The organism is Cellulomonas sp. HZM (genome assembly GCF_000708885.1).
GTDB lineage: Bacteria > Actinomycetota > Actinomycetes > Actinomycetales > Cellulomonadaceae > Cellulomonas.
In genome coordinates this window covers 1-20,214 of sequence record NZ_JEOE01000045.1, presented here as the reverse complement: position 1 = coordinate 20,214, position 20,214 = coordinate 1, and the positions used below count along the sequence as shown (strand labels likewise).

The following is a 20,214-nucleotide window of genomic DNA, read 5'->3' as shown; positions in this document are numbered from 1 at the left end:
GGGCGGGCTTGGGTGCGGCCGTGCGGCCGTTGGCGGACGGGCGCATGCGCACGCCGGCACGGCGGAGCACGTCCGCGACGTAGGTGCGGCTCGTCGCGATGTCGGGGTAGCGGGCGACGATCTGGTCGATGGTCGCGCCCTGCGTGTACGCCTGGGTGAACGCGAGCACGACGTGCACGGGGTCGCTCTGCGTCGTCTTGGCGTTCTGGCCGCCGTTCGTGGCTCGGTCGTCGCGCAGTCGCACGCCGGCCGTGACGAGCGCGGCGCGGACGGCCTCCGGGCCGCGGTTGAATCGGGCGGCCACCTGCGGGACAGACTCGCCCGTGAGGTACGCCTCGACGATCTTGACGCGCTCGTCGACCCCGATGTTCGTGCGGCGCCCGGTGCCACCCCGGACGCACGTCCCGCACATGCCGTCACGCACCCGGCTCACCGTGCCCGGCGCGGCAGCAGCAGACGTGCTGCTGGGACGCGTCGAGCGACCGCAGCCGCCCGCACACGGGCGGATCGACTCCCGGCGCGGCCCCGCCGGCTTGGGGACCTGGACCGGGCGGGGCTTGGCCGCGGCGGGCGGTCTCGGGCGCGGCTTGGGACGCTCGTCGTCGAGGGCGTCGCCGCGACGGGCGGCCTCGGCCTGGCGGACCGTGTCGCCGCGGTACTGGCGGCGCTTGGCGGCCTTCTCCTCCATGCGCCGGCGGAAGTCCTCGACCGTCTCCTTGCCGCGCGGCTCGGTCGGGATGTCAGGCGCCTGGTCGTAGTACGGGCCCGTGACGTGCGCAGGGCGAACGGGGACAGGCATCACGCACCGGCCTTGCCGTGCGTGGCGACGGCGAGCTGCTCGACGTCGGAGAGCGTGTAGCCCCACGCCTCGAGCTGACGCAGGTGCACGACCCGCAGGTGCGCGAACCACGTCTGCCGCTTGTGCCAGAAGTCGCGGGGCATGTGCCCCTCGACGTGCGCGGCCGCGAGCGCGACGAGGTAGCGCATCGCGGGCTCGGGCCGGGTGAGGTCGGTCTCGACGTCGACGTCGCGGACGTCCTTGTCGCCGTACAGGAAGGCGCGCGCGAGGGTGTGGGCGTCGCCGCCCGGGCTGTCTGCTCGGCCGAACCACAGGACCTGGGCGACGTACTGGCCGGCGTCCTTCGGCAGGGCCTTGCGCTGCAGCAGCTCGCGGATGAAGGCGGTCCGGACCGGTTCGGCGGCGTCGGCGGCCTTGTTGTTGGCGATGAGGGCGCGACGCTCGGCCTTCTGCTCCTCGCTCTGCGGTCCGGAGGTCGCGCCCGACGAGGGCTGGGCGTACTTGTTGACGTGGCCGGCCTTCTTCCACGTGGTGCACACGTAGACGCCGTGTGCGCCGGTGACGCGGCGCCTGCCGTCGCTCCACTCGCGGGTGGCGCCGACGTAGACGGCGTGACCGGGGCAGTGCTTGTGGTTCGCGGGCGTGAGCTGCTTGCCGCCGGCCTTGTCGAGCAGACCGTCGAGGCGGTCGTCGTAGCCCCACTCGGAGTCTGCGATGACGCGGGTCCCCTCGGGCAGCGTCGCGACGAACGTCGCGATCGCCTCACGCTCGGCTCGGGCCTCGCGGGCGGCCGAGGCGGCGTGCGCGAACTTGCCGGGCTCAGGGGCGAGCTTCGTCAGGTCCTTGACGACCGTCGCGTCGTCGTCGAACTCCGCGAGCGTCGCGAGCTGGTCGAGCGTCATGTTGGGGTTCTTCGCGGCGACCTTCGTCGCGGCCTTGGAGCCGGCGACTGCGAGCGCGGTCTCGACGACGTCCTGGCGGACGCGGGCGCGCTTCGCGATCGACTCCGCGGAGCGGCCCATGAGCGAGAGCTGCTGGAAGGCTGCGGCTGTCTCAGCGGCGGTGAGGGGTTCGCGCTGGTCGTTCGTGACCAGCTGGTCCCACAGGCGGGCCTCGTCGTCGCCGACGGGCGGCAGGAGCGCGATGGGGACGGTCGGCAGGTCGAGCTCGAGCGCGGCGACGAGGCGGCGCTGGCCGTCGACGACGAGGAGCTGCCCGAGCGGGTCACGCCGGCACAGCAGCGGGACGAGGACCCCGCCGTTCTCGGTGATCGACGCCTTGAAGTCGGCGGTGAGCTTGAGCTCGGAGCGTGCGTTCGTGTCGAGGGTCAGAGTGCGGGGGTCGACCTCGACCCGCTCGAGGGCCGGCGCATGGGTCGGCGGGGTGGCGGTCAGGGCGTCGAGAGCGGTCGACGACGTCGACGACGTCGCCGGCGCGGGGACGGTCGTGCGCTTCGTGGGCATGGCTCACGCCTCCTTCGTGGCGCGCGCCGCGAGGAGCTCGTACGCCTGGTCGTAGGTCTCGTGGTCGGGCAGCATCTGCTCGGCGATCGCCTTCGCCCGGCCTGCGACGCGCTGCCAGTCGTGCTCGCCGAGGTCGGGGTAGTCCTCCCACCGCTCGCCGATGTAGCCGCCGGACCCGCCGAGCGCGGACGTCGCGGCGACGTGCCGGGCGACCGCGTCGACCGCGGCCGCGACGTCGGCGGTCAGGTTGGCGATCGCGGGGGGCGCGTCGAGGGCGGCCAGCACAGCGACTGCCTTCGCGTACCGGACGAGCGCGTCCGAGCCGTCGTCGAGAGCCGCTGCGACCCGTGCGATCCGGTCGACGTCGGCGTCGAGGGCGACGCTGTACTCCCCGGTGCTGGCCGAGACGGCGCCGAGGAACTTCTGGCCCCGGTAGATCGCGATCGGGGCGCCGGCGGCGGGCTTCAGGGTCCAACCCATGCGCTGCGCCAAGTGGAGGTGGAACGCGCTGAGGCGCGAGGGCGTGGCGCCGTCGGGTGCCGGTGAGGCCGCGTCGTCCAGGAGTACCTCGATGACGGCGCGCCCCGGGTTGGGCATGAAGTGCTGGCACCACATGGGGTCGCCGGTCGGTGCGACGTCTTCGCGGACGATCAGGTACCGGTCGGTGACGTAGGTGACGCCGTCGTGCTCGACGCGCCACAGGTACGCGGCCTCGATGGGGAACTCACCGTCGTCGTCGTCGCCGGCGGCGGCCGCGTATCCGGGGCTGACGCGGGGTGCGAAGTCGGACCAGGTCAGTCGCGCGGGGTGGGTCTCGGTCATCGGGGTGTTCCGTTCTGCTGGGGCGTCGATGCCAGCTGCTCGGGGGTGATGCGGGCGGGGCAGGTGTAGATGTGCGAGTGGTGGCGGGACTCGGTGACGTCGGGCTCCTCGTCCTCGTCGAGCCACCGCGAGGTGCGCTTCGACAGCGACACGGCGTACGGGGCGCCGCGGTCGTCGGTCGGGTCCGCGTCGAGCGGGATCGGGCGGGCCGGGCCGCGCTCGGTGCGGCGCTGCGCGCGCGGGGTGTGCGTCGGCCAGATCAGCCGGCCCCCGCACGCCGGGCACGTGGGCAGGTGCGCCCAGGGCGAGCGGCGGCGGCGGCTCACGACGTGTCCTTCGACGGCTCGGTCGCACGCGCGAGCGCGGCGTCGAGGACGTTCAGCGCCGCACGGGCCTGCACGTACCCGACGACCGCGGAGTGCGCCGGGTAGCAGCCCGAGTGCATGTCGACCTGCAGCGCCAGGAGCAGCGCCTCACCCGCCGGGCGCCACACCTCCGGCGCGAGCTGCGCGAGGATCTGCCCGCTCACCGCGGCCGCGCGCTCGTCGAGACGCATCCCCTTGAGCCACGGCGCCTGCACCTCGAGCGCAGCACGCCACGCCGCCGCGAGCGCCGGGACGTCGATCGGCCGGGTGGTCACCGTCGCCGCCTCGAGACCGCCGCGACGATCGCGATCCCGGCCAGGACCGCGACGGCCGCGGCGAGTGCCGCGACGGCGATCCAGTCGCCGGCACCGGTGTGCGCGAGCTGGCCGCAGTCAGTCGTCGCGCAGGGCGGTGCGGCGGAGGGCGTCGCCGAGGGTGCGGCGGACGTCGGAGTCGGGCTCGGGGCCGTAGACGGCGTCGACGACGTCGAGGGCGTCACGCGCGGGGAGGCCGTCGTCGGTGAGGGCGACGAAGGCGGCGTCGGCCGGCTTGAGGTGGGGGTCGAAGCGGTCGGCGAGGGCCCGGTCCCACTCGTCGGCGTCGGCGTAGCCGAGGGCTCGGGCGAGGTAGGTGACGGGGTCGGCGTCGACGTCGTCGTCTCGGTCGGGGTCGCGGTCGGTGTCCACGTCGGCTCCTGCGTCGGCTCGGTGGTCGGGCACGGCGGCGCGACGGCGAAGCGCCACGACAGCGCCCACCCGTGGTCCTCGCCGTAGGTCAGGACGCCGTCGTCGGCGAGGGCGTCCGTGCGGGCCTTGTCGGCCGTCGTGGCGTACGGGTACGTGTCGAGCTGCAGCCACACCGTGGTGCCGTCGGGCGAGCACGTGGCGTCCGTCGCGGCGGCCTGCGGCCACGTCACGCGGTCGGGGGTGCCGCCGTCGGGCAGCACCCACGCCAGCTCGAGCGTGGTGGCGTCCTCGGTCGCGGACGCCGGGGCCGAGCCCCACGCGTACACGACCACCGCGACCAGCAGGCAGAACAGCACGACGCCCGCGCCGGCCAGGACGTCGCCGACGATCTGGGCGACCGGGTGCCGGCGGCGTGCGGGCCGGTAGACCAGGTCGACCGCCGCCGTGGTGATGACGGCCTGCTCGTCGGGCGACAGGTGCAAGGTGCCGGCGACGTCGCGGGCACGGGTGACGCGGATCGCGTCGTCGACGGCCCGCACGAAGTCGGGGTCCGGGGTGGTGCTCGACATGGGTAGTTCCTTCCGTGGCATCAAGACGGGAGGTGCAAGGGGGTGGGGTGTGGGCGGCCCGGTGAGACCGGGCGAGACGGGCCGGGCCGCCGGTCAGAGGCGCCGCGGTTCAGGCCCGGGCGGGCCGTCCGCGAGCGCGGTGTCGAACGCGTCGATCGCGGCGTCGGCGCGGTCCGCGGCACGGCGGTACCGCTCGAGGTTCAGGTCGAGGTCACGCTCGTCGGCCGTCATGAGCGCGGACAGGGCCTTGGCGAGCTGCTCGACAGCGCGCAGGGCGTCGTTGCGGGCGCGGGCGCGACGGGCGCTCGGCTCGGTGAGGCCGGGGGCGACCGGTCCGAAGAACCGGACCACCGGGCGCGTGCCGTACACGTCGGCGGGCGTCGGGGCGGTCACGACCGGCCACCCGTCCGGTCGTCTGGGCGGGGTACGGCCAGGTGGCCGTCGATGCCGTGGCACGTCGGGCACTGGCGCGGGCGGGGATGCGAGCGCGGCGTCGGCTGCCCGTCGAGAAGACGGGTCAGGGACGCGGTGCCCGTCCGGCCGTGACGGGGCGGCATGCGCTTGTCCGCAGCACGGCCCAGCCCGTAGGCGAGCACAACGAGCGCGGCGAACGCCACGCCGGCGACGAGGCAGAGGGCGAGGTCGAGGGCGCTCACAGCACGTCCCCCCGGAACGACGCCACGCCAGCCTGCGACGACGAGCGGCGGGAGTTGTCCGCCGCGGTCGAGGGCGACGCAGGGGCCGCGTCACCCCCGACCGGGCGCTCCACCGACACGGGCGCGGCCGCCGAAGGAACAGCCGCCGTGTCGGTGGGCTCCCCTACGGTCGGGTCACCAGCACCAGGCGTGACAGCGCCCGGTGCACCGACGACAGGTCGGGTACCAACCGGGTCCTGTCCGACCGAAGGAGAAGTCTTGTGAGCACGAACCTTGTCGACATCCGCACCCAGATCAGCCTCGCCCGCTCTGCGGCCGTCGATCCCGCCCCGAGTGACCTTCAGCCCATGCCCGTCGAGCGGTACGCGGGCACAGAGGCCGGCGCCGTGCGGATCCTGCAGGTCCAGATCGCGCACCTCGCCAACGCGCTCAGCATGGTCGTCGACCATCTCGAAGGACGGCGCCGATAGCGGCGGCCCGTAGGGGTCGGCCGGGTCGGCCGGCGCGGGCAGGTCGTGGTGCCGGTAGTGGACCGTCAACGACGCGGCGGCGCGCATCCCGCGCAGCACCGCGCGCCGCAGCGAGCGCCGGCGACGAGCGGCGCGGATCTTGTCGAGCACGACCCATACCGAGAGCGCGAGGGCGATCGCGAGGGCCGCGTCGCCGGTGCTCACGACGCGCTCCGGGCGAGCAGGTCGGCCGACTCGATGCCCAGCAGGTCAGCGACGGCAGCGAGCTCGTTGACGTCGAAGGCCACGGAGCCGCTCAGGCGGCGGCTGACGGCGGCCTGCGACATGTTGAGCCGGTCCGCGACCATGGTCTGCGTCACACGGCGGCGCGCCATCGCGGCGCGCACCTCGTCGGCTACACGCTGAGCGTGTGATTGCGTCTGCATGAGGGCAAGTTCTACCCACAGCGATGCACCGCGTCAAGTGTTAGTTACTCGGTGGGCGTGTCACAACTCACTTGTAGCGTGTACTAGACACCGGTGGTCAGCGGTTATACGTTGAGCGCATGAGCGCTGTAGTCCCCATGCCAGACCGCACTTCGCCGCGCGGACGCGTTGCTGCCGAGGTCCGCGCCGAGATGGCGCGTGCACGCCTGAGCGGTAACCGCCTCGGCAAGTTGACCGGCAAGTCGCAGGCGTACTGGTGGCGCCGCCTGTCGGGCGAGACGCCGTTCGACGTCGATGACCTGAGCACGGTCGCCGACCTGCTCGGCGTCGAGGTCGTGACCTTCTTCGGGGTGGAACGCAGAAACCCCCGCCCGGATGGCCCGGACGGGGGTTCTACGGTCGGTCACCCCGTGGGGTGCCGGTGCGATGCGTGCGCCCGAAGGGACTCGAACCCCCAACCTTCTGATCCGTAGTCAGATGCTCTATCCATTGAGCTACGGGCGCATGGCTCTCGACGAGCCGCGGTAGACGATACCGGGTGACCGGCCGACTGCCCAAACCGGATGCGCGTGACGCGCAGCACGGCAGGCCCTGACAGCGGCGGTCAGCGACCGCGGAGAGGTGTGCCTGGCGGGCTGGGTAGCCCGCGCGCCAGCCCGCCGTCGCGACGGGAGAGTCCAGAGCGCGATAGGCAGGAACGACGAGAGCCCGGTCGGCGGACCGGGCTCTCGAGAGCGGAGACGGTGGGATTTGAACCCACGGAAGGGTTGCCCCTTCACGACCTTAGCAGGGTCGCGCACTAGACCTGGCTATGCGACGTCTCCAGGCTCGCACAGGCTACCTGGGCGCGTCGTCGGACACCAAAAGCATGCCCTGATCAGCGCTCGGACCCCCAGGTCGGGTCCGTGAGCATGCGCGCGACCGCGAGCCCGATCGACAGCGCGACGACCACGAGCGCCGCCTGCACGCCGTACGCGAGCGCCTGCACGGTGTCGCCCTCCGACAGGCTGAACACCGACCGGTAGGCGGTCACGCCGGGGACCATGATGACGACGGCCGGCACGGCGACCGTCACGCGCGGGACGCGGATCGCCGGCGCGACGTAGGCGGCGAGCAGGCCGACGACGAGCGCCGCGAGCGCGGCCGCCGCCTGCACGGCGAACCCGCGGTCGACGAGCCACAACCGCCCGACGTTGGCGACCATCCCGATCAGCGCCGCCGCGAACGCCATGCGCCACGGGCTGTTGAACATGAGCGCGAACCCCAGGACGCCGACGAGGCTCGCGAGCAGCCGCAGCCCGAGCAGGACGCCCGGCGCGAGGCCGAGCGGCGCGGGCGGGACGGGTTCGAGGCCGACGACGCTCGACACGCCCCACACGGCCAGCGCCGCCGACGTGAGGATCATCAGCGCGTAGGTCAGCCGCGACAGGCCGGCCGAGAAGTCGAGGCGCGCGAGGTCGAGCGCGCCCGTGACCAGCGCGAACCCCGGGATGAGGAACAGCACCGCGGAGACGTAGCCCGCCTCGTGCCTCGTCGTGATCGCGCCCGCGGAGTGCAGCGCCGTGACGACGGCGAGGTAGCCGAAGCAGGCGACGGCCGCGGCGAGCATCGTCACGCCGAACGGGTTCCAGCCGCGGTGCGCGAGCGTGCGGCGGACCGCCTGGCCCAGGGTCGCGGCGACGAGCACGACGAGCACCTCGATCGGGCCGCCGTTGTTGAGGAACGCGAACGCCGCGCACGCGATCCCGGCCCACAGCGCGTTGAGAGCGGGGCGGTAGAGCGCGGGGGTCGCGACGATCACGTCGAGCCGGTGCTCGACGTCGTCGGGCCGCGCCTCGGTGCCGCTCTCGCTCGCTCGGGCTTCGACGTCGGTGACCATCTCCTCGAGCCGCGCGAGGCGGTCGGAGTCGATGCCGACGTGGCGGACCTCGGCGACCTCGGTGCGGAACGAGCGGCCGCGGTGCGACGTCGTCGTGATCTCGGTGAGCGTCACGTGCGCCTCGTGGCGGTCGACGCCCATGGCGTGCGCGAGGCGGGACATCGACGCCTTGACGCGGTACGAGCCGGTTCCCGCGGCGAGGCTCAGGCGGCCCGCGCGCAGGGCTGCGCCCGAGCGGCGGATGAGCTCGAGCTCGTCGTCGTCGGGGGTCGTCGGCACCCCGACATCATCACCCGTCCGCACGGCCGACGACGAGCGCCGACGTCCCGGTGCGCCGCGCCCACCTGCGATTTCAGCCCTGAGCCAATCCGCTTGACGGACGCTGTGCGCCCGTTGTGCGATGAGCCTGGTCGCGGGGTCAGCCGTGACCAGGGCGCAGCCTCCGTGTCAGCGGGGTGTCGGTCGTCTGTCAGTGGTCGGGACTAACGTCCCGCACGCACCCTCCCCCGTGGCGACGTCGCCGCTCCCACCACTCTTGCTTGGAGACACCCGTGTCCGACTCCGTCGCGGCCACCACCGCCGCACCTGCCGGGGAGACGGCCGAAGGCCCCGATCCTCGTCGCTGGGCGATCCTCGCGGTCCTCGCGATCGCGCAGCTGATCCTCGTCCTCGACTCGTCGATCATGACGATCGCACTCCCCGACGCCGCGAAGGCGCTCGACATCTCGCAGGCGAACCTGCAGTGGGTCGTCACGGCGTACACGCTCGCGTTCGGCGGCCTGCTCCTGCTCGGCGGTCGCATCGCCGACTACCTGGGCCGCAAGCGCGCGTTCATCATCGGCCTGCTCGGCTTCGCGATCGCCTCGGCGATCGGTGGCGCCGCGATCAACCAGGGCATGCTCTACAGCTCGCGGGCGCTCCAGGGGGCATTCGGCGCGCTGCTCGCACCCGCGTCGCTGTCGCTCATCACCGTGACGTTCACGGGTGGCAAGGAGCGCGCGAAGGCGTTCGGCGTCTTCGGTGCCATCGCGGGCGGTGGCGCGGCCATCGGCCTGATCGCGGGCGGCGCGCTCACCGAGTACCTGAACTGGCGCTGGTGCCTGCTGGTCAACCTGCCGATCGCGCTGATCACGGCCGCGTTCGCGCTGCCGATCCTGCGCGAGTCCAAGGCGCACGGCGACACCCGCATGGACGTCCCGGGCGCGATCCTCGCGTCGCTCGGGCTCGTCTCGCTCGTGTACGCGTTCACCGAGGCCGCCAAGCAGAAGGTCGGCGCGGACGGCCTGCCGCACGCGACCGGCTGGACCGACCCCGTCGTCGTCACGCTGCTCGCCGCGGCGGTCGTGCTCCTCGTCGCGTTCGTGTGGCTCGAGACCCGAGTGGCGAACCCGCTGCTCCCGCTGCGGATCGTGCTGCACCGCAACCGCGGCGGCTCCTACCTGGTGTTCTTCCTGGTGGGCGCGGGCCTGTTCTCGATGTTCCTGTTCATGACGCTGTACCTGCAGCAGGTCCTCGGGTACGAGCCGCTCAAGGCCGGCTTCGCGTTCCTGCCGTTCTCGCTGGGGATCATCGTCATGGCCGGCGTCGTCGCGCAGCTCATGCCGCGCGTCGGGCCGAAGCCGCTCATGATCGCAGGGCTGACGCTCGCCGCCACCGGCCTGCTCCTGCTGCTGCGCACCACGCCGACGTCGTCCTACTTCGGTGCCGTGTTCCCCGCGCTGGTCGTGATGAGCCTCGGCATGGCAGCGGTGTTCATCCCGACGTCCTCGACCGCGCTCATCGGCGTGGGCGGGCACGACGCGGGCATCGCGAGCGCGGTGCTGAACACGTCGCAGCAGGTCGGCGGGTCGCTCGGGCTCGCGCTGCTCAACACGTTCGCCCTGACGGCGACCGCGGACAAGATCTCGGACCTCGTGGCCGGCGGCGCCGACCCGAAGTCGCCCGTCACCGCGGCGACAGCACAGGTGGCCGGCTTCCACACCGCCTACGTCGGCAGCGCGATCATGCTCGTGCTCGCGCTCGGCGTGGCCCTGTTCGTCATCACGGCGCGCAAGCACGACCTGCCCCAGGACGCGGCGGTCGCGGTCTGACCGCCTGATCCAGCAGGACCGGCCACGGGCCGGCGCAGCTCGCCTCGCGCGAGCCGGCGCCGGCCCGTCGTCGTGCTGGGCCCGCTCACCTCGTGCGAGCTGGCGGTCGCCCGTCGTCGTGCTGGGCCCGCTCACCTCGTGCGAGCTGGCGGTCGCCCGTCGTCGTGCTGGGCCTGCTCACCTCGTGCGAGCTGGCGGTCGCTCGTCGTCGTCCGGGGCCCGGCCGTGGGGCGCGACGCGGGCGCCGTGCGTCGTCGCGAACACATCCAGCGGTACTTGTGACAGGTGCACACTCCTGATGTCGGCTCGGCGCCACACCTGCCTCACGAGTCACAAGTGCCGCTGATCGTGAAGTGCGCGGGCGCCCCGGGGTCAGTCGCGGCGTTGCTCGTTGGCGCGGATGCCCTCGGCGGCGCGGGCCGCGATCTCCTCGACGCGGGCCGCCCTCGTCGCCGGTCGCTTGGCCTGCACCACCCAGACCAGCTGCGCGCGGCGGGTGCTGCGCGGGAACGCCTGCCACGTCTCGCGCGAACCCGTGTGCCGGTCGAACGCCGCCTCGAGGTCCTCCGGCGCGACGAGGTCCTCCACAGCGTCGAGCAGCGACCACGTGCCGTCCGCCTTCGACTGCTCGACGGCCGCGCGCCCCGCGGGCTCCATGAGCCCGTCCGCCTCGAGCCGCTCGACGCGCAGCTTGTTGGACCGCGCCCAGCCGCCACCAGGCTTGCGGCGGGTCATCCAGGTCATGCGGCGCTCTTCGTCGAGCGACCGGACCGTCGCATCCACCCACCCGAAGCACAGTGCCGTCTCGACGAGCGCCTCGTACTCCACGACCGGCCGCTCGGACACCGGCTTCCACGTCACCGCCCACGCCCCCGGCGGCTCGTCGCCGTGGTGCTCGGCGAGCCACGCACGCCACTGCTCGACCGTCTCGACGTGCACGCGCGGCGCATCGGCCATCCCCATGCCCCCACCCTGCCAGCACCGGCGCGCCCCGGCCTGCACCTGGCCCGCCACCGGCTCACCATCGGTCGGGGGCTGGCCCGCCACCGGCTCACCACCGGCCATCGGACGGCCCGCCGCCGGCCTGCGCCGGCGCCGACGACCTCCCGACGCACAGAGACACCGAGGCACCGCGCGCCGGGCCACCGCGTCACCACAGCGCCGCACGCGACGGGCAGCGGGCTCAGGCCGGGGCGAAGCGCACGCGGCGGTCAGGGACCGAGGCCTCGGTCAAGCGCACGCGGACGCGCTCGCCGAGCGGCAGGCCGACGCCCTCGATCCGTGCGCGCACCACCGGGTCGGCGAGCTGGACGGTCCCGCCGCGGTCCTTGTCGTCGACGTCGACCACCATCCCGTCGAACTCCTGGCCGACCCTGTCCCGCAGCAGCACCGCCTCGACGAGGTCGAGGCAGCCGCGCTCGTAGGCCGACGCACGTCGGTCGCCGCCCGCCATGAGTGCCGGGAGGTCGGGCAGCGCCGCCCGCACGTCGTCGTCGGGCTCGCGGCCGGTCGCCACCGCGAGGCACGTCCGGCCGACGAACCGGTCCACGAGCCGGCGCAGCGGCGCGGTCGCGTGCGCGTACGGCGCCGCGATCGCCGCGTGCAGCGGGTGCTCGGGCACCGACCCGTCGAACGCGACGTAGGCGGCGCCGCGCAGCAGGGTCGTCGCTTCGACGAGCAGCGCCGCCTGCGCGGGATCGCCCGCGTCCCATGTCCGGACGACGTCGCCGACGACGGCCCCCTGCGGCCACGGCACGCCGAGCGCGGCCGCCGATCGCCGCAGGCGGGCCACGTCCCGCGGGTCCGCAGCGGGCAGCGTCCGCAGCACCCCGACCTTCGCGTCGAGCATCAGCGTCGCCGCGCACATCCCGGTGAGCAGCGAGATCTGCGCGTTCCAGTCCTCCACCGGGAGCGTCGAGCGGCTGCGGAGCACCCACCGGCCGTCCTCACGCTCGACGACCTGCTCGGGGCTCGGGAGCGTGATGCCGCCCCGCGCACGCTCCGCCTCCTCACGCAGCCGCCCGATGTCGCGCAGCAGCGCGAGCGACTCGTCGGCCGAGCCGTCGTCGATCGACCTCTGCACGCCCTCGTAGGTGAGCTGCGCGCGGCTGCGGACCGTGGCGGCGCGCAGGTCCACCGCTGTGGGCGCACCGTCAGAGTCGAGGTCGATCGTCCACAGCAGCGCGGGCGCGTCCTGGTCGGGCAGCAGGCTCGCGGCGCCCTCTGAGAGCTGCGGCGGGTGCAGAGCGGTACGACCGTCGGGCGCGTAGAGCGTGACGACGCGGCTCCGCGCCTCGGTGTCGATCGCGCCGCCGGGCGCCACCCACGAGGCGACGTCCGCGATCGCGTACCGCACGCGGAATCCGGTACCGCGTCTCTCGAGGTGCACCGCCTGGTCGAGGTCCATGCTGCCCGGCGGGTCGATGGTCACGAACGGGACGTCGGTCGCGTCGGCACGGTCCATCGGCAGCGGACCGTGCGCGATGCGGTCGTCGGCCTCCGCGAGCACCGCCGCCGGGAACTGCGCAGGGACGTCGAGCTCCTGGCGCAGGCTCTCGAGGCCCTGGGCGACCGCGGCGTCCGTGGCGAGGTCCGGTCCGGCCGTCGCGGCCTCGGCTCTCGACGACGGACGAGGGGCGAGTCGGACACGGCGTCGGGGCACGGGCCGAGCGTAGGCCCGCGGCCGCCGTGCGGCACCCGGTCCGGCCGGGCGCACGCGGCGCCGCGCGGGCCGGACCGGGGGACGCCGGCTCGTTCGTCGGGACGGCGCCGCGGACGGTACCGCAGCGCGACGAGACCGCCCGACGAGACGGCCCGACGAACGCTCGTCGCACGCTCAGGCGAGCGACGCCACCACGGCCGCGACGCGCCGCTCGCGGGTCGCGGCCGCCTTCGCCTCGGTCACCGAGCGCACATGCTCCTTGCGGCGCGACGGGGACAGCGCGTCGAACGCGTCCCTGGCGCCGGCGGCGGCGAGCGCGGCCGCCAGGTCGTCGGGGACCTCGACGGTGCGCGGCTGGTCGTCGTGCTCGAGGACCACGTCGTGCTCCTCGCCGCCCGCCACCCCTGCCTCTGCTCGGATCGCCGCCGACACCGGGACGAGGTAGCGCCCACCCATCGGGGCGATCGTCGAGCGGTACGTGAACCCGTTGAGCGTCACGACGACGGGAGGCCGCTTGCCCGCACCGAGGGCCAGGACGACGTCCTCCGGCACCTCGATGCCGACGTTGTTGCCGGTCTGGAGCAGCGTGGTGCGGATCGTGGGCACGCGCCCACCCTGCCACCGCCACGCGCACCGGACCAGACCCGTGGCCGCGCCGCGGTGCCGAGCGCGCGTGCTGCGGCACGAGCGCGCGCCGCGCGCGGTACGCGCTCGCGCCGTGCGGCCCGCGCTCGGCGTTGCGCTCGGCTTGGTCGAGCGCGACGGGCGGGTGCAGGTCAGGAGCAGGTGTCGCAGATGCCCGTCGCGGGCAAAACCGTGAAGCACGTCGGGCACAGCGCGGGCGGGGCCTCGACCGCGGCTCGGGAGGAGGAGCGGGACGTGGAGCGGGACGTGGACGGCGCGCTCCCGACCGCCGACGACGAGGATCGGGCGCCTGCCGTGCGCGACGAGCCGGCACGGGCCGAGGCACCGGAGGACGAGCTGGCCGACGAGCCGACGCTGCCCCGTGCCGACGGGCTCGCGCCCTCCTCCGTCGCACGCGGCTTGCGCACGGGCGCGGTCGACGCCCGGCGCAGCGTCATCTTCGGCCGCGCGGGCTCGCCGCCGCCGGGAGGCAGCTCCGCACCGAACGCCTGGTAGCAGCGCAGTCGCTCGAGCGCGGCGTGCTCGTCGGGGTCCGCTGGCCGGTGCCCTGTCGCCGCGACGACGCCACGCGCGTACCCGGGGCCGACCGAGCCGTCGACCCGCACGCACAGCGAGGACAGCAGCGGCTCGTCGCGCGCGGCGCACTCGGCGGCGACGCGGCCGAGCGCGTCGTCGACCCACTGCCACGACGGCTTCGAGGTCCGCACGCCGCTCGCGTCCTGCACACGGTCGCCCAGCTCCGGGTAGGTGACCACCGCGTGGTAGGTGCCGGCCGTCTCGACGAGGACGTCACGCGCGGCCAGGGCCCAGATCGAGACCGCCTCGTCGAACGTCACGGGTTGCTGGTCTCGCTCGTCGTACGTCTGCACCCTTGCAGTCTGCCTCACCCGTCCGGGTGGCCCGTACCGACCCGGTCGGCCCGACGGCCGACGCGGGTACCGACGCGGGTCAGACGCGGGTCAGACGCGGGTCAGTGCGGCATGCACGCGCCCGCGCCGAACAGCAGGCTTCCGCTCGGGGACGTCGAGAAGGCGACGAGCCCGCCCGCGGGCCACTGCCCGCGCACGGTCGTGGTGTCGCCCTGCGTGCGCGTGAAGACGCTGAAGCCCTGGTCACGCCAGTCGTCGCGGACCTGGGCGACGACGGCCTGCGGGTCCGCCGCGACCGGGCCCTCGTAGCCGCGGAGCCAGTACGTGGTGCCGTCCGGGTTCCAGACGATCTTGCACGACTGCCCGGGCGCGTCGGTCTGCGACTGCGGCGTGAGCTGCACGCTCGGCGCGATCGAGGCCGCGGTGGCGTCGAGGACGGCCTGCATCTGGTCGCGCGACGCCGCGGCGGACGTGGCCTGCGCGACCGGCTCGGGTGCGTCGTGCCGGTTGACGACCGCGATCACGCCGGCGACGAGCGCGCCCACGACGATCAGCGCGAGCACGACGCGCGAGATCATCATCGTGCGGTGCACCTCGGGGTCGAGGTCGTCGACCCCGTCGTCGTCGTATGCCACCGGTCCCTGCCCGCCTTCGTCTCGTCGCGGCCGACGAGCGGCCGCCGGCGTCCCAGGGTGCCACGCGCACGCTCCCCCGCGAGACGCCGTCCGGCGCACGGCGACCGCCGACGGGCGCGGCGGGTCGCGATGAGGCCCCGGCGGGAGCCGCTGCCGGGCGGTCGCGGTGCTGACCAGGCGGGTCGTGGTGGTGCTCGGACGTTGTCGTGGCCGACGGGCGGCTGTGGGAGACTGCGCCAGCCGGTTCGCCGGCTCGGAGGGCTGGCTGAGCGGCCGAAGGCGCCCGCCTTGAAAGCGGGTGGGGCGGTGACCCCGTCCTCGCGGGTTCGAATCCCGCGCCCTCCGCCCCGTGCTTTGCCTTCGCCCCCCGCCCGCACTGCGGGGAGCGAGGGTCAGGCCGGGATCGGCTCGCGCGGGGCGTCGGGAGTGGTCGCGAGGGACCAGCGGATCACGCGCGTGACCGCGCGGCCCGCGACGACCGCGCCGTGGGTCCGCGCACCGGGCGCCACCATCGCGCGCGCCCACGGCTGCAGCGTCGCCACCGCGCACGACGACAGCCCCGCGTACCCCGGCCGCAGCGTCCACGGCACGGGCGGCTGGTGCAGCAGGAAGTCGATCGTGTCGCGCGCCTGGTCGCTCACGCGCAGCTGCGGGCGGAAGTCGTCGAGCTGCTCGGCGAGCCGGGCGACGCTCGTCGGCGCGTCCAGCACCCCGAGCCGCTCCGCGACGGTCGCCATCTGCGCGACGTACTCGTCGTACCGCTCGTCGGGCAGCCGCGCCGAGCCCACGGCCCGGTGCGCCGCGACGAACGAGTCGACCTCCGCGACGTGCACCCACCGCAGCAGGTCGGGGTCGCTCGCGCGGTAGCGCACGCCGTCGGGCGACGTCCCCCGCACGCGCTCGTGGATCGCGCGCACGCGGTCGACGGCGGCCTGCGCGTCGTCGGCCGTGCCGAACGCCGTCACCGCGAGGAACGTGCTGGTCCGCGCCAGCCGGCCCCACGGGTCGCTGCGGTAGCCGGAGTGGCCCGCGACGCCGGCCATCGCAGCGGGGTGCAGCGCCTGCAGCAGCAGGGCCCGCAGGCCGCCGACGAACATCGACGCGTCCGCGTGCACCACGCGCACCGCCGAGCCGGGCGGGAACCAGCGCGGGCCGGGCGTCTCGTGGATGCGCGCACGGGCCGCCGGGCCGTCCGGGCCCGCGACGCGCTCGAACAGCGCCTCGCCCGCTCGTCGTCGCAACCCCACGGTCCGATCATCACCCGTGCCCGGCGACCGTGCAGCCGGTCGACGGCTCAGCCCTGCACCCAGGGCTCCGGGTCCGCTTCCCACCACCGCGGCGACCGCCCGGGCGTCACCACCTCGAGCCCGTACACCGCGGCGAGCCGCGCCACGCGCAGGTCGTAGGTCGCGACGCTCGTCAGCCCCTCCGCCAGCACGGTCCCGACGTGCAGCGCGACGAACGGCGGCGCGACGCCCGCGACGTCGGTCGCGCGCTCCACCGCCTGGTCCGAGAAGCGCAGCACGTGCACGCGGTCCGTGACCTCGTGCGCCGCGATCACCGCCGACGCGCCGAACGGTCGCGCCGTGCCCCGCAGCTCGCTCACGCCGAGCGGCGACGTCACGAGGTCGGGCTCGTGCTGCGCCGCCCATGCGCGCCACGCGGGGCCGAACGGCGCACCCGGGAGGTACCGGGACAGCGCAGACCCGTCCGCGTACACGCGGCGGTCGGTGTCGGCGGGCACCTGGCCATGATGGCGCACGACGACGAGCGCGCGGGTCCCGGACGAGAGACGAGGCCCAGACCCGCGCGCTCGTCCGGAGCCGGCGCGCTCGCCGGGCCGGGGCCGGGCCGGGGTGGGGCCGTCAGGTGCGGGATGCCGCGGGACGACGGCCCGCGACGATCTCGTCCGCGTGGTCCGCGACCCAGCTGACGAGCGGCAGCAGGTGCTGCACGAGCGAGCGGCCGCGGTCGGTGAGCCAGTAGTCGACGCGCGGCGGGACGCTCGGCGTCACCTCGCGGTGCACGATGCCGTCCACCTCGAGCGTGCGCAGCGTCTGCGCGAGCATCTTCTCGCTGATGCCGTCGACGACCCGCCGCAGCTCGCCCCAGCGCATCGGCCGCTCCGAGAGCGCGACGAGCAGCAGCACGCCCCAGCGGCTCGTGATGTGGTCCAGCACCTCGCGCGTCGGGCACGCACTCGCGAGAAGTCCGTCACCCAGCATCCGGTCCAGCAGGCTGACCTCGTTGCTTACCGTCACGTGCGTACCTTACGCCGAAGTGGGTACCAACGATCGGGAAGGCCCCAAGACTCCAGCGGGTTGCGGGACGACGACACCGTCCGCACCACGTCTGGAGAACCATCATGACCATCGTCGTCACCGGCGCCACCGGCCACCTGGGCCGCCTCGTCGTCGAGGGCCTGCTCGACGCCGGGACCCCCGCCGACCAGGTCGTCGCCACCGGCCGCAGCGCCGAGCGCCTCGCCGAGCTCGCCGCCCGAGGCGTGCGCACCGCGGCTGTCGTCTACGAGGACCGCGCGTCCGTCGCGGCGGCGCTCGCGGGCGCCGACACCCTCGTGCTCGTCTCCGGCAGCGAGGTCGGCCGCCGCATCGAGCAGCACACCAACCTCGTCGAGGAGGCCGTCGCCGCGGGCGTGCGGCGCATCGTCTACACGAGCATCACGCACGCCGACACGAGCGACCACGTGCTCGCGCCCGAGCACCGCGCGACCGAGGAGCTCGTCCGCGCGTCGGGCCTCGCGTGGACGTTCCTGCGCAACAACTGGTACTCGGAGAACTACGCGAGCTCGCTCGCGCAGGCGCGCGCCACCGGGGAGATCCTCACGAGCACCGGCGACGGACGCGTCGCGAGCGCGTCGCGCGCCGACTACGCCGCGGCGGCCGTCGCCGTCGCGCTCGGCGACGGGCACGACGGCCGCGTCTACGAGCTGACCGGCGACGTCGCCTGGACCTCCGACGACCTCGCCGCCACGCTCGGCGAGCTCCTGGGCACCACCGTCACCCGCCGGGAGGTCACGCCCGACGAGCACCGCGCCGCGCTCGTCGCCGCCGGGCTCGACGAGGGCACCGCCGGCTTCGTCGTCGCGCTCGACCAGGACACCGCGCGCGGGCTGCTCGCCGAGGTCACGCCCGACCTGCGCGACCTCGTCGGCCGGCCGACGACGCCCCTCGCGGACACCCTGCGCACGTTCGTCTGACCGCAGGGACGACGACGGCCGGGCACCCCTCACGGGGGCCCGGCCGCTCGTCGTCAGGGCCTCAGCGGCTGCGCAGACGCTCCATCGCGAGCTGCACGAGCGAGATGAGGGCCTGCTTGGTCGCCGCGCGCGAACGGGCGTCCGTGTACAGCACCGGCACGTGCGCGGGGATCGCGAGCGCCTCGCGCACGTCCTCGAGCTGGTGCTTGGCGACGCCGTCGAAGCAGTTCACGCCCACGACGAACGGGATGCCACGGCTCTCGAAGTAGTCCACGGCCGGGAAGCACTGGTCCAGGCGGTCGGTGTCGACGAGGACGACGGCGCCGATGGCGCCGCGGACCAGGTCGTCCCACATGAACAGGAAGCGGTCCTGGCCGGGCGTGCCGAACAGGTACAGCCACAGCGACCCCGGCAGGGCGATGCGACCGAAGTCCATCGCCACCGTGGTGGTGGTCTTGCGGTCCGACACGCCACCGGCGTCGTCGACGCCGACAGAGTGCTCGGTCATCGCGGCCTCGGTGTTGAGGGGCTCGATGTCCGAGATGGACCCGATGAAGGTCGTCTTGCCGACGGCGAACCCGCCGGCGACGACGATCTTGACGACGGTGGGGGCGACAGACGCGGCGGTTCCGGCCGGAGCGGCCACCGCGGCGTCAGAGGGCGGAAATGCCATTGAGAACACTCTCCAGCACGCTCAGGGACAGGGCGGGGGACTCACCGGTGTTGACCTCGACCGGCTGCGACGAATGCACTCGCACCAGGTGCTGGTCGGCCATGTCGGACACGATGATCCGGACGACCCCCAGCGGGAGGTGGAGCAGGGCGGACAGCTCGGCGACCGAGATGTACGTGTGCGAGCTCTGCTGCAGGATCGAACGCTTCTCAGGCGTCAGTCCCGTGCTCGACACAGCGTCCGGCAGCGCCTCGACCAGTGCCTCGAGAGGCAGGTCGGAGCGCGCCGACCGCACGCGGCCACCGGTCACGGCATAGGGCCGGACCGTTCTGGCCTCGTACTCGATGTGCTCACTCATGGGCGTGACCGGCTCAGGCGACCGGGGCCCGGGTGGCACCGTCGACGGGGAGCTGGCCACGCATCTCGGAGATGAGCTGCGGGGTCAGGGTCGCCTCGGTACGGGAGACGAGCATCGCCATCTCGTAGCCGATGAGGCCGACGTCGCACGTCGACTCGGCGACCACGGCGAGGACGGAGCCGTTCGAGACGCTCATGAGGAAGAGGAACAGGTTGTCCATCTCCATGATCGCCTGACGCACCTCCCCCGCACGAAGCTGGCGGGCGGCGCCTCGGGTGAGGCTCGACATGCCGGACACGATCGCGGCGAGCTGGTCGCCGCTCGTCCGGTCGAGCTGCTCCGACATCGCCATGAGCAGCCCGTCCGCCGACACCACGAGGGTGTGGCGAGTGCCGGGCACGGTCCGGACGAAGTTGTCCAGGAGCCAGCCGAAGTTGGCTGCCTCGGTGCTGAGCGCGGTCACACTTCCTCCTTGCTGGTGCAGTGGCTGGTGCGGTCCCAGGCTGCGGTTAGGTGCGTCTCCGGGCGGGAGGCGGCGGTGGGGCGGGTGGTAGGGATACTCACTGGGCGGATCCGTCCTGCTGGTCGGGACCGCCCGCGGCACGGCGGCCGCGCGAGGTTCCGGACTGGAAGTTCGACAGACGCGAGCGCAGCTCGTCGGCGTCGCGCTGGATCGGTGCCGGTGCCTCGTCGGGGCCCGGCGTCGATGCCGGGACGGCCGTCGGGACACGCTTGGTCAGGCTGCCGGCCGAGCCGGTCGCCGTCGCGGGCCGGTACGCCGAGAGCTGGCTCAGCTCCGACAGCGCCTGCTCCTGGATGTCGGAGCGGAGCGCCAGCATCGCGGCCACGTCGTCGTCGAGCGTCCCGATGCGCGGGGCGACCGACGGCGGCAGCGACGGCTGCGGCACCGAGCCCGCCGGGGCGGGAG

Annotated in this window: 25 protein-coding genes and 3 tRNA genes; 4 read left to right on the top strand and 24 right to left on the bottom strand. The window is 74.1% G+C overall.

Annotation, left to right across the window (positions count from 1 at the left end):
* From AW16_RS0115330 to AW16_RS18265, 9 genes are all read right to left on the bottom strand, one after another.
* Positions 1-799 (bottom strand): hypothetical protein (locus tag AW16_RS0115330; RefSeq protein ID WP_029291833.1); only part of this gene is annotated, 799 nt, incomplete at its 3' end.
* Positions 799-2,262, bottom strand: coding sequence for a ParB N-terminal domain-containing protein (locus tag AW16_RS0115325; protein ID WP_029291832.1), 1,464 nt, complete (start codon positions 2,260-2,262; stop codon positions 799-801). The genes AW16_RS0115325 and AW16_RS0115330, both read right to left, overlap by 1 nt.
* A 3-nt stretch (positions 2,263-2,265) precedes the next feature.
* The gene (locus tag AW16_RS0115320; RefSeq protein WP_029291831.1) at positions 2,266-3,084 is read right to left on the bottom strand and encodes a hypothetical protein; all 819 of its coding nucleotides are present in this window, start codon (positions 3,082-3,084) and stop codon (positions 2,266-2,268) included.
* Positions 3,081-3,410: a hypothetical protein gene (locus tag AW16_RS0115315; RefSeq protein WP_029291830.1), complete on the bottom strand. Its 330-nt coding sequence runs from the start codon at positions 3,408-3,410 to the stop codon at positions 3,081-3,083. Before AW16_RS0115315 ends, AW16_RS0115320 begins: the two co-directional genes overlap by 4 nt.
* A complete protein-coding gene (locus tag AW16_RS0115310) occupies positions 3,407-3,724 on the bottom strand; it encodes a hypothetical protein (RefSeq protein ID WP_029291828.1) in 318 nt (105 codons plus the stop codon). Before AW16_RS0115310 ends, AW16_RS0115315 begins: the two co-directional genes overlap by 4 nt.
* The gene (locus AW16_RS18545) at positions 3,721-4,704 is read right to left on the bottom strand and encodes a hypothetical protein (protein ID WP_051681996.1); all 984 of its coding nucleotides are present in this window, start codon (positions 4,702-4,704) and stop codon (positions 3,721-3,723) included. Before AW16_RS18545 ends, AW16_RS0115310 begins: the two co-directional genes overlap by 4 nt.
* Positions 4,705-4,797: 93 nt before the next feature.
* Positions 4,798-5,097, bottom strand: a complete 300-nt coding sequence (locus AW16_RS0115295) for a hypothetical protein (RefSeq protein ID WP_029291826.1) — start codon at positions 5,095-5,097, stop codon at positions 4,798-4,800.
* 259 nt (positions 5,098-5,356) lie between these two features.
* Positions 5,357-6,034, bottom strand: coding sequence for a hypothetical protein (locus AW16_RS18540; protein WP_156044210.1), 678 nt, complete (start codon positions 6,032-6,034; stop codon positions 5,357-5,359).
* Entirely contained in the window at positions 6,031-6,255 is a 225-nt protein-coding gene (locus tag AW16_RS18265) for a helix-turn-helix transcriptional regulator (RefSeq protein ID WP_029291819.1), read from the bottom strand. Before AW16_RS18265 ends, AW16_RS18540 begins: the two co-directional genes overlap by 4 nt.
* A gap of 119 nt (positions 6,256-6,374) precedes the next feature.
* Between AW16_RS18265 and AW16_RS18965 the strand changes: the two genes are divergently transcribed.
* Positions 6,375-6,728, top strand: a complete 354-nt coding sequence (locus tag AW16_RS18965; RefSeq protein ID WP_369794797.1) for a helix-turn-helix domain-containing protein — start codon at positions 6,375-6,377, stop codon at positions 6,726-6,728.
* Here the strand turns inward: AW16_RS18965 and AW16_RS0115270 are convergent.
* The 3 genes from AW16_RS0115270 to AW16_RS0115260 all read right to left on the bottom strand — a co-directional run bounded on the left by AW16_RS0115270 (position 6,687) and on the right by AW16_RS0115260 (position 8,413).
* Positions 6,687-6,759: transfer RNA gene (locus AW16_RS0115270), tRNA-Arg, on the bottom strand. The two genes, AW16_RS18965 and AW16_RS0115270, sit on opposite strands and share 42 nt — an antisense overlap.
* Positions 6,760-6,990: 231 nt before the next feature.
* A tRNA-Ser gene (locus AW16_RS0115265) sits at positions 6,991-7,079 on the bottom strand.
* A gap of 53 nt (positions 7,080-7,132) precedes the next feature.
* Entirely contained in the window at positions 7,133-8,413 is a 1,281-nt protein-coding gene (locus AW16_RS0115260; RefSeq protein ID WP_029291817.1) for a threonine/serine exporter ThrE family protein, read from the bottom strand.
* 272 nt (positions 8,414-8,685) lie between these two features.
* On the opposite strand from AW16_RS0115260, the gene AW16_RS0115255 reads away from it, so the two are divergent.
* On the top strand, positions 8,686-10,224 hold the full coding sequence (locus tag AW16_RS0115255) for an MFS transporter (protein ID WP_029291816.1): 1,539 nt from the start codon (positions 8,686-8,688) through the stop codon (positions 10,222-10,224).
* Positions 10,225-10,596: 372 nt separating this feature from the next.
* Here AW16_RS0115255 and AW16_RS0115250 read toward each other — a convergent pair whose 3' ends face one another.
* The 5 genes from AW16_RS0115250 to AW16_RS0115230 form a co-directional block, all read right to left on the bottom strand.
* Complete coding sequence (locus AW16_RS0115250) at positions 10,597-11,187, bottom strand: YdeI family protein (RefSeq protein ID WP_029291814.1); 591 nt, start codon at positions 11,185-11,187, stop codon at positions 10,597-10,599.
* Between the two features lie 220 nt (positions 11,188-11,407).
* On the bottom strand, positions 11,408-12,886 hold the full coding sequence (locus AW16_RS0115245; RefSeq protein WP_081861731.1) for an RNB domain-containing ribonuclease: 1,479 nt from the start codon (positions 12,884-12,886) through the stop codon (positions 11,408-11,410).
* A 174-nt stretch (positions 12,887-13,060) separates the two neighbouring features.
* On the bottom strand, positions 13,061-13,492 hold the full coding sequence (locus AW16_RS0115240; RefSeq protein ID WP_029291810.1) for a YdeI/OmpD-associated family protein: 432 nt from the start codon (positions 13,490-13,492) through the stop codon (positions 13,061-13,063).
* A 170-nt stretch (positions 13,493-13,662) separates the two neighbouring features.
* On the bottom strand, positions 13,663-14,400 hold the full coding sequence (locus tag AW16_RS17825) for a hypothetical protein (protein WP_156044209.1): 738 nt from the start codon (positions 14,398-14,400) through the stop codon (positions 13,663-13,665).
* A gap of 101 nt (positions 14,401-14,501) precedes the next feature.
* The gene (locus AW16_RS0115230; RefSeq protein ID WP_029291806.1) at positions 14,502-15,035 is read right to left on the bottom strand and encodes a hypothetical protein; all 534 of its coding nucleotides are present in this window, start codon (positions 15,033-15,035) and stop codon (positions 14,502-14,504) included.
* A gap of 255 nt (positions 15,036-15,290) precedes the next feature.
* Between AW16_RS0115230 and AW16_RS0115225 the strand changes: the two genes are divergently transcribed.
* Positions 15,291-15,380, top strand: a tRNA-Ser gene (locus AW16_RS0115225).
* 47 nt (positions 15,381-15,427) lie between these two features.
* Here AW16_RS0115225 and AW16_RS0115220 read toward each other — a convergent pair.
* From AW16_RS0115220 to AW16_RS0115210, 3 genes are all read right to left on the bottom strand, one after another.
* Positions 15,428-16,282, bottom strand: coding sequence for an oxygenase MpaB family protein (locus AW16_RS0115220; RefSeq protein WP_029291804.1), 855 nt, complete (start codon positions 16,280-16,282; stop codon positions 15,428-15,430).
* A 47-nt stretch (positions 16,283-16,329) separates the two neighbouring features.
* Positions 16,330-16,779 carry a hypothetical protein gene (locus AW16_RS18535; RefSeq protein ID WP_029291802.1) on the bottom strand — a complete coding sequence of 150 codons (450 nt, stop codon included), beginning with the start codon at positions 16,777-16,779 and terminating at the stop codon, positions 16,330-16,332.
* Between the two features lie 121 nt (positions 16,780-16,900).
* Positions 16,901-17,296 (bottom strand): winged helix-turn-helix transcriptional regulator, encoded by a 396-nt coding sequence (locus tag AW16_RS0115210; protein ID WP_029291800.1) that lies wholly within the window; start codon positions 17,294-17,296, stop codon positions 16,901-16,903.
* Between the two features lie 104 nt (positions 17,297-17,400).
* Here AW16_RS0115210 and AW16_RS0115205 point away from each other — a divergent pair, with 104 nt between their 5' ends.
* Entirely contained in the window at positions 17,401-18,255 is an 855-nt protein-coding gene (locus tag AW16_RS0115205; RefSeq protein WP_029291799.1) for an SDR family oxidoreductase, read from the top strand.
* A 61-nt stretch (positions 18,256-18,316) separates the two neighbouring features.
* Here AW16_RS0115205 and AW16_RS0115200 read toward each other — a convergent pair whose 3' ends face one another.
* The 4 genes from AW16_RS0115200 to AW16_RS18685 all read right to left on the bottom strand — a co-directional run.
* Positions 18,317-18,928, bottom strand: a complete 612-nt coding sequence (locus tag AW16_RS0115200) for an ATP/GTP-binding protein (protein WP_029291797.1) — start codon at positions 18,926-18,928, stop codon at positions 18,317-18,319.
* A complete protein-coding gene (locus AW16_RS0115195; RefSeq protein WP_029291795.1) occupies positions 18,909-19,286 on the bottom strand; it encodes a DUF742 domain-containing protein in 378 nt (125 codons plus the stop codon). The genes AW16_RS0115200 and AW16_RS0115195 overlap by 20 nt, the downstream gene beginning before the upstream one ends.
* A gap of 13 nt (positions 19,287-19,299) precedes the next feature.
* Entirely contained in the window at positions 19,300-19,749 is a 450-nt protein-coding gene (locus tag AW16_RS0115190; protein WP_029291793.1) for a roadblock/LC7 domain-containing protein, read from the bottom strand.
* A gap of 97 nt (positions 19,750-19,846) precedes the next feature.
* Positions 19,847-20,214, bottom strand: a 368-nt coding sequence (locus AW16_RS18685) for a hypothetical protein (RefSeq protein ID WP_034649534.1), incomplete at its 5' end; no start/stop codon positions are given.

Coding starts and splice junctions, on each gene's coding strand:
- AW16_RS0115325 (WP_029291832.1), bottom strand. CDS start 2,262: ATGCCCACGAAGCGCACGACCGTCCCCGCGCCGGCGACGTCGTCGACG.
- AW16_RS0115320 (WP_029291831.1), bottom strand. CDS start 3,084: ATGACCGAGACCCACCCCGCGCGACTGACCTGGTCCGACTTCGCACCC.
- AW16_RS18545 (WP_051681996.1), bottom strand. CDS start 4,704: ATGTCGAGCACCACCCCGGACCCCGACTTCGTGCGGGCCGTCGACGAC.
- AW16_RS18265 (WP_029291819.1), bottom strand. CDS start 6,255: ATGCAGACGCAATCACACGCTCAGCGTGTAGCCGACGAGGTGCGCGCC.
- AW16_RS18965 (WP_369794797.1), top strand. CDS start 6,375: ATGAGCGCTGTAGTCCCCATGCCAGACCGCACTTCGCCGCGCGGACGC.
- AW16_RS0115250 (WP_029291814.1), bottom strand. CDS start 11,187: ATGGGGATGGCCGATGCGCCGCGCGTGCACGTCGAGACGGTCGAGCAG.
- AW16_RS0115205 (WP_029291799.1), top strand. CDS start 17,401: ATGACCATCGTCGTCACCGGCGCCACCGGCCACCTGGGCCGCCTCGTC.
- AW16_RS0115200 (WP_029291797.1), bottom strand. CDS start 18,928: ATGGCATTTCCGCCCTCTGACGCCGCGGTGGCCGCTCCGGCCGGAACC.
- AW16_RS0115195 (WP_029291795.1), bottom strand. CDS start 19,286: ATGAGTGAGCACATCGAGTACGAGGCCAGAACGGTCCGGCCCTATGCC.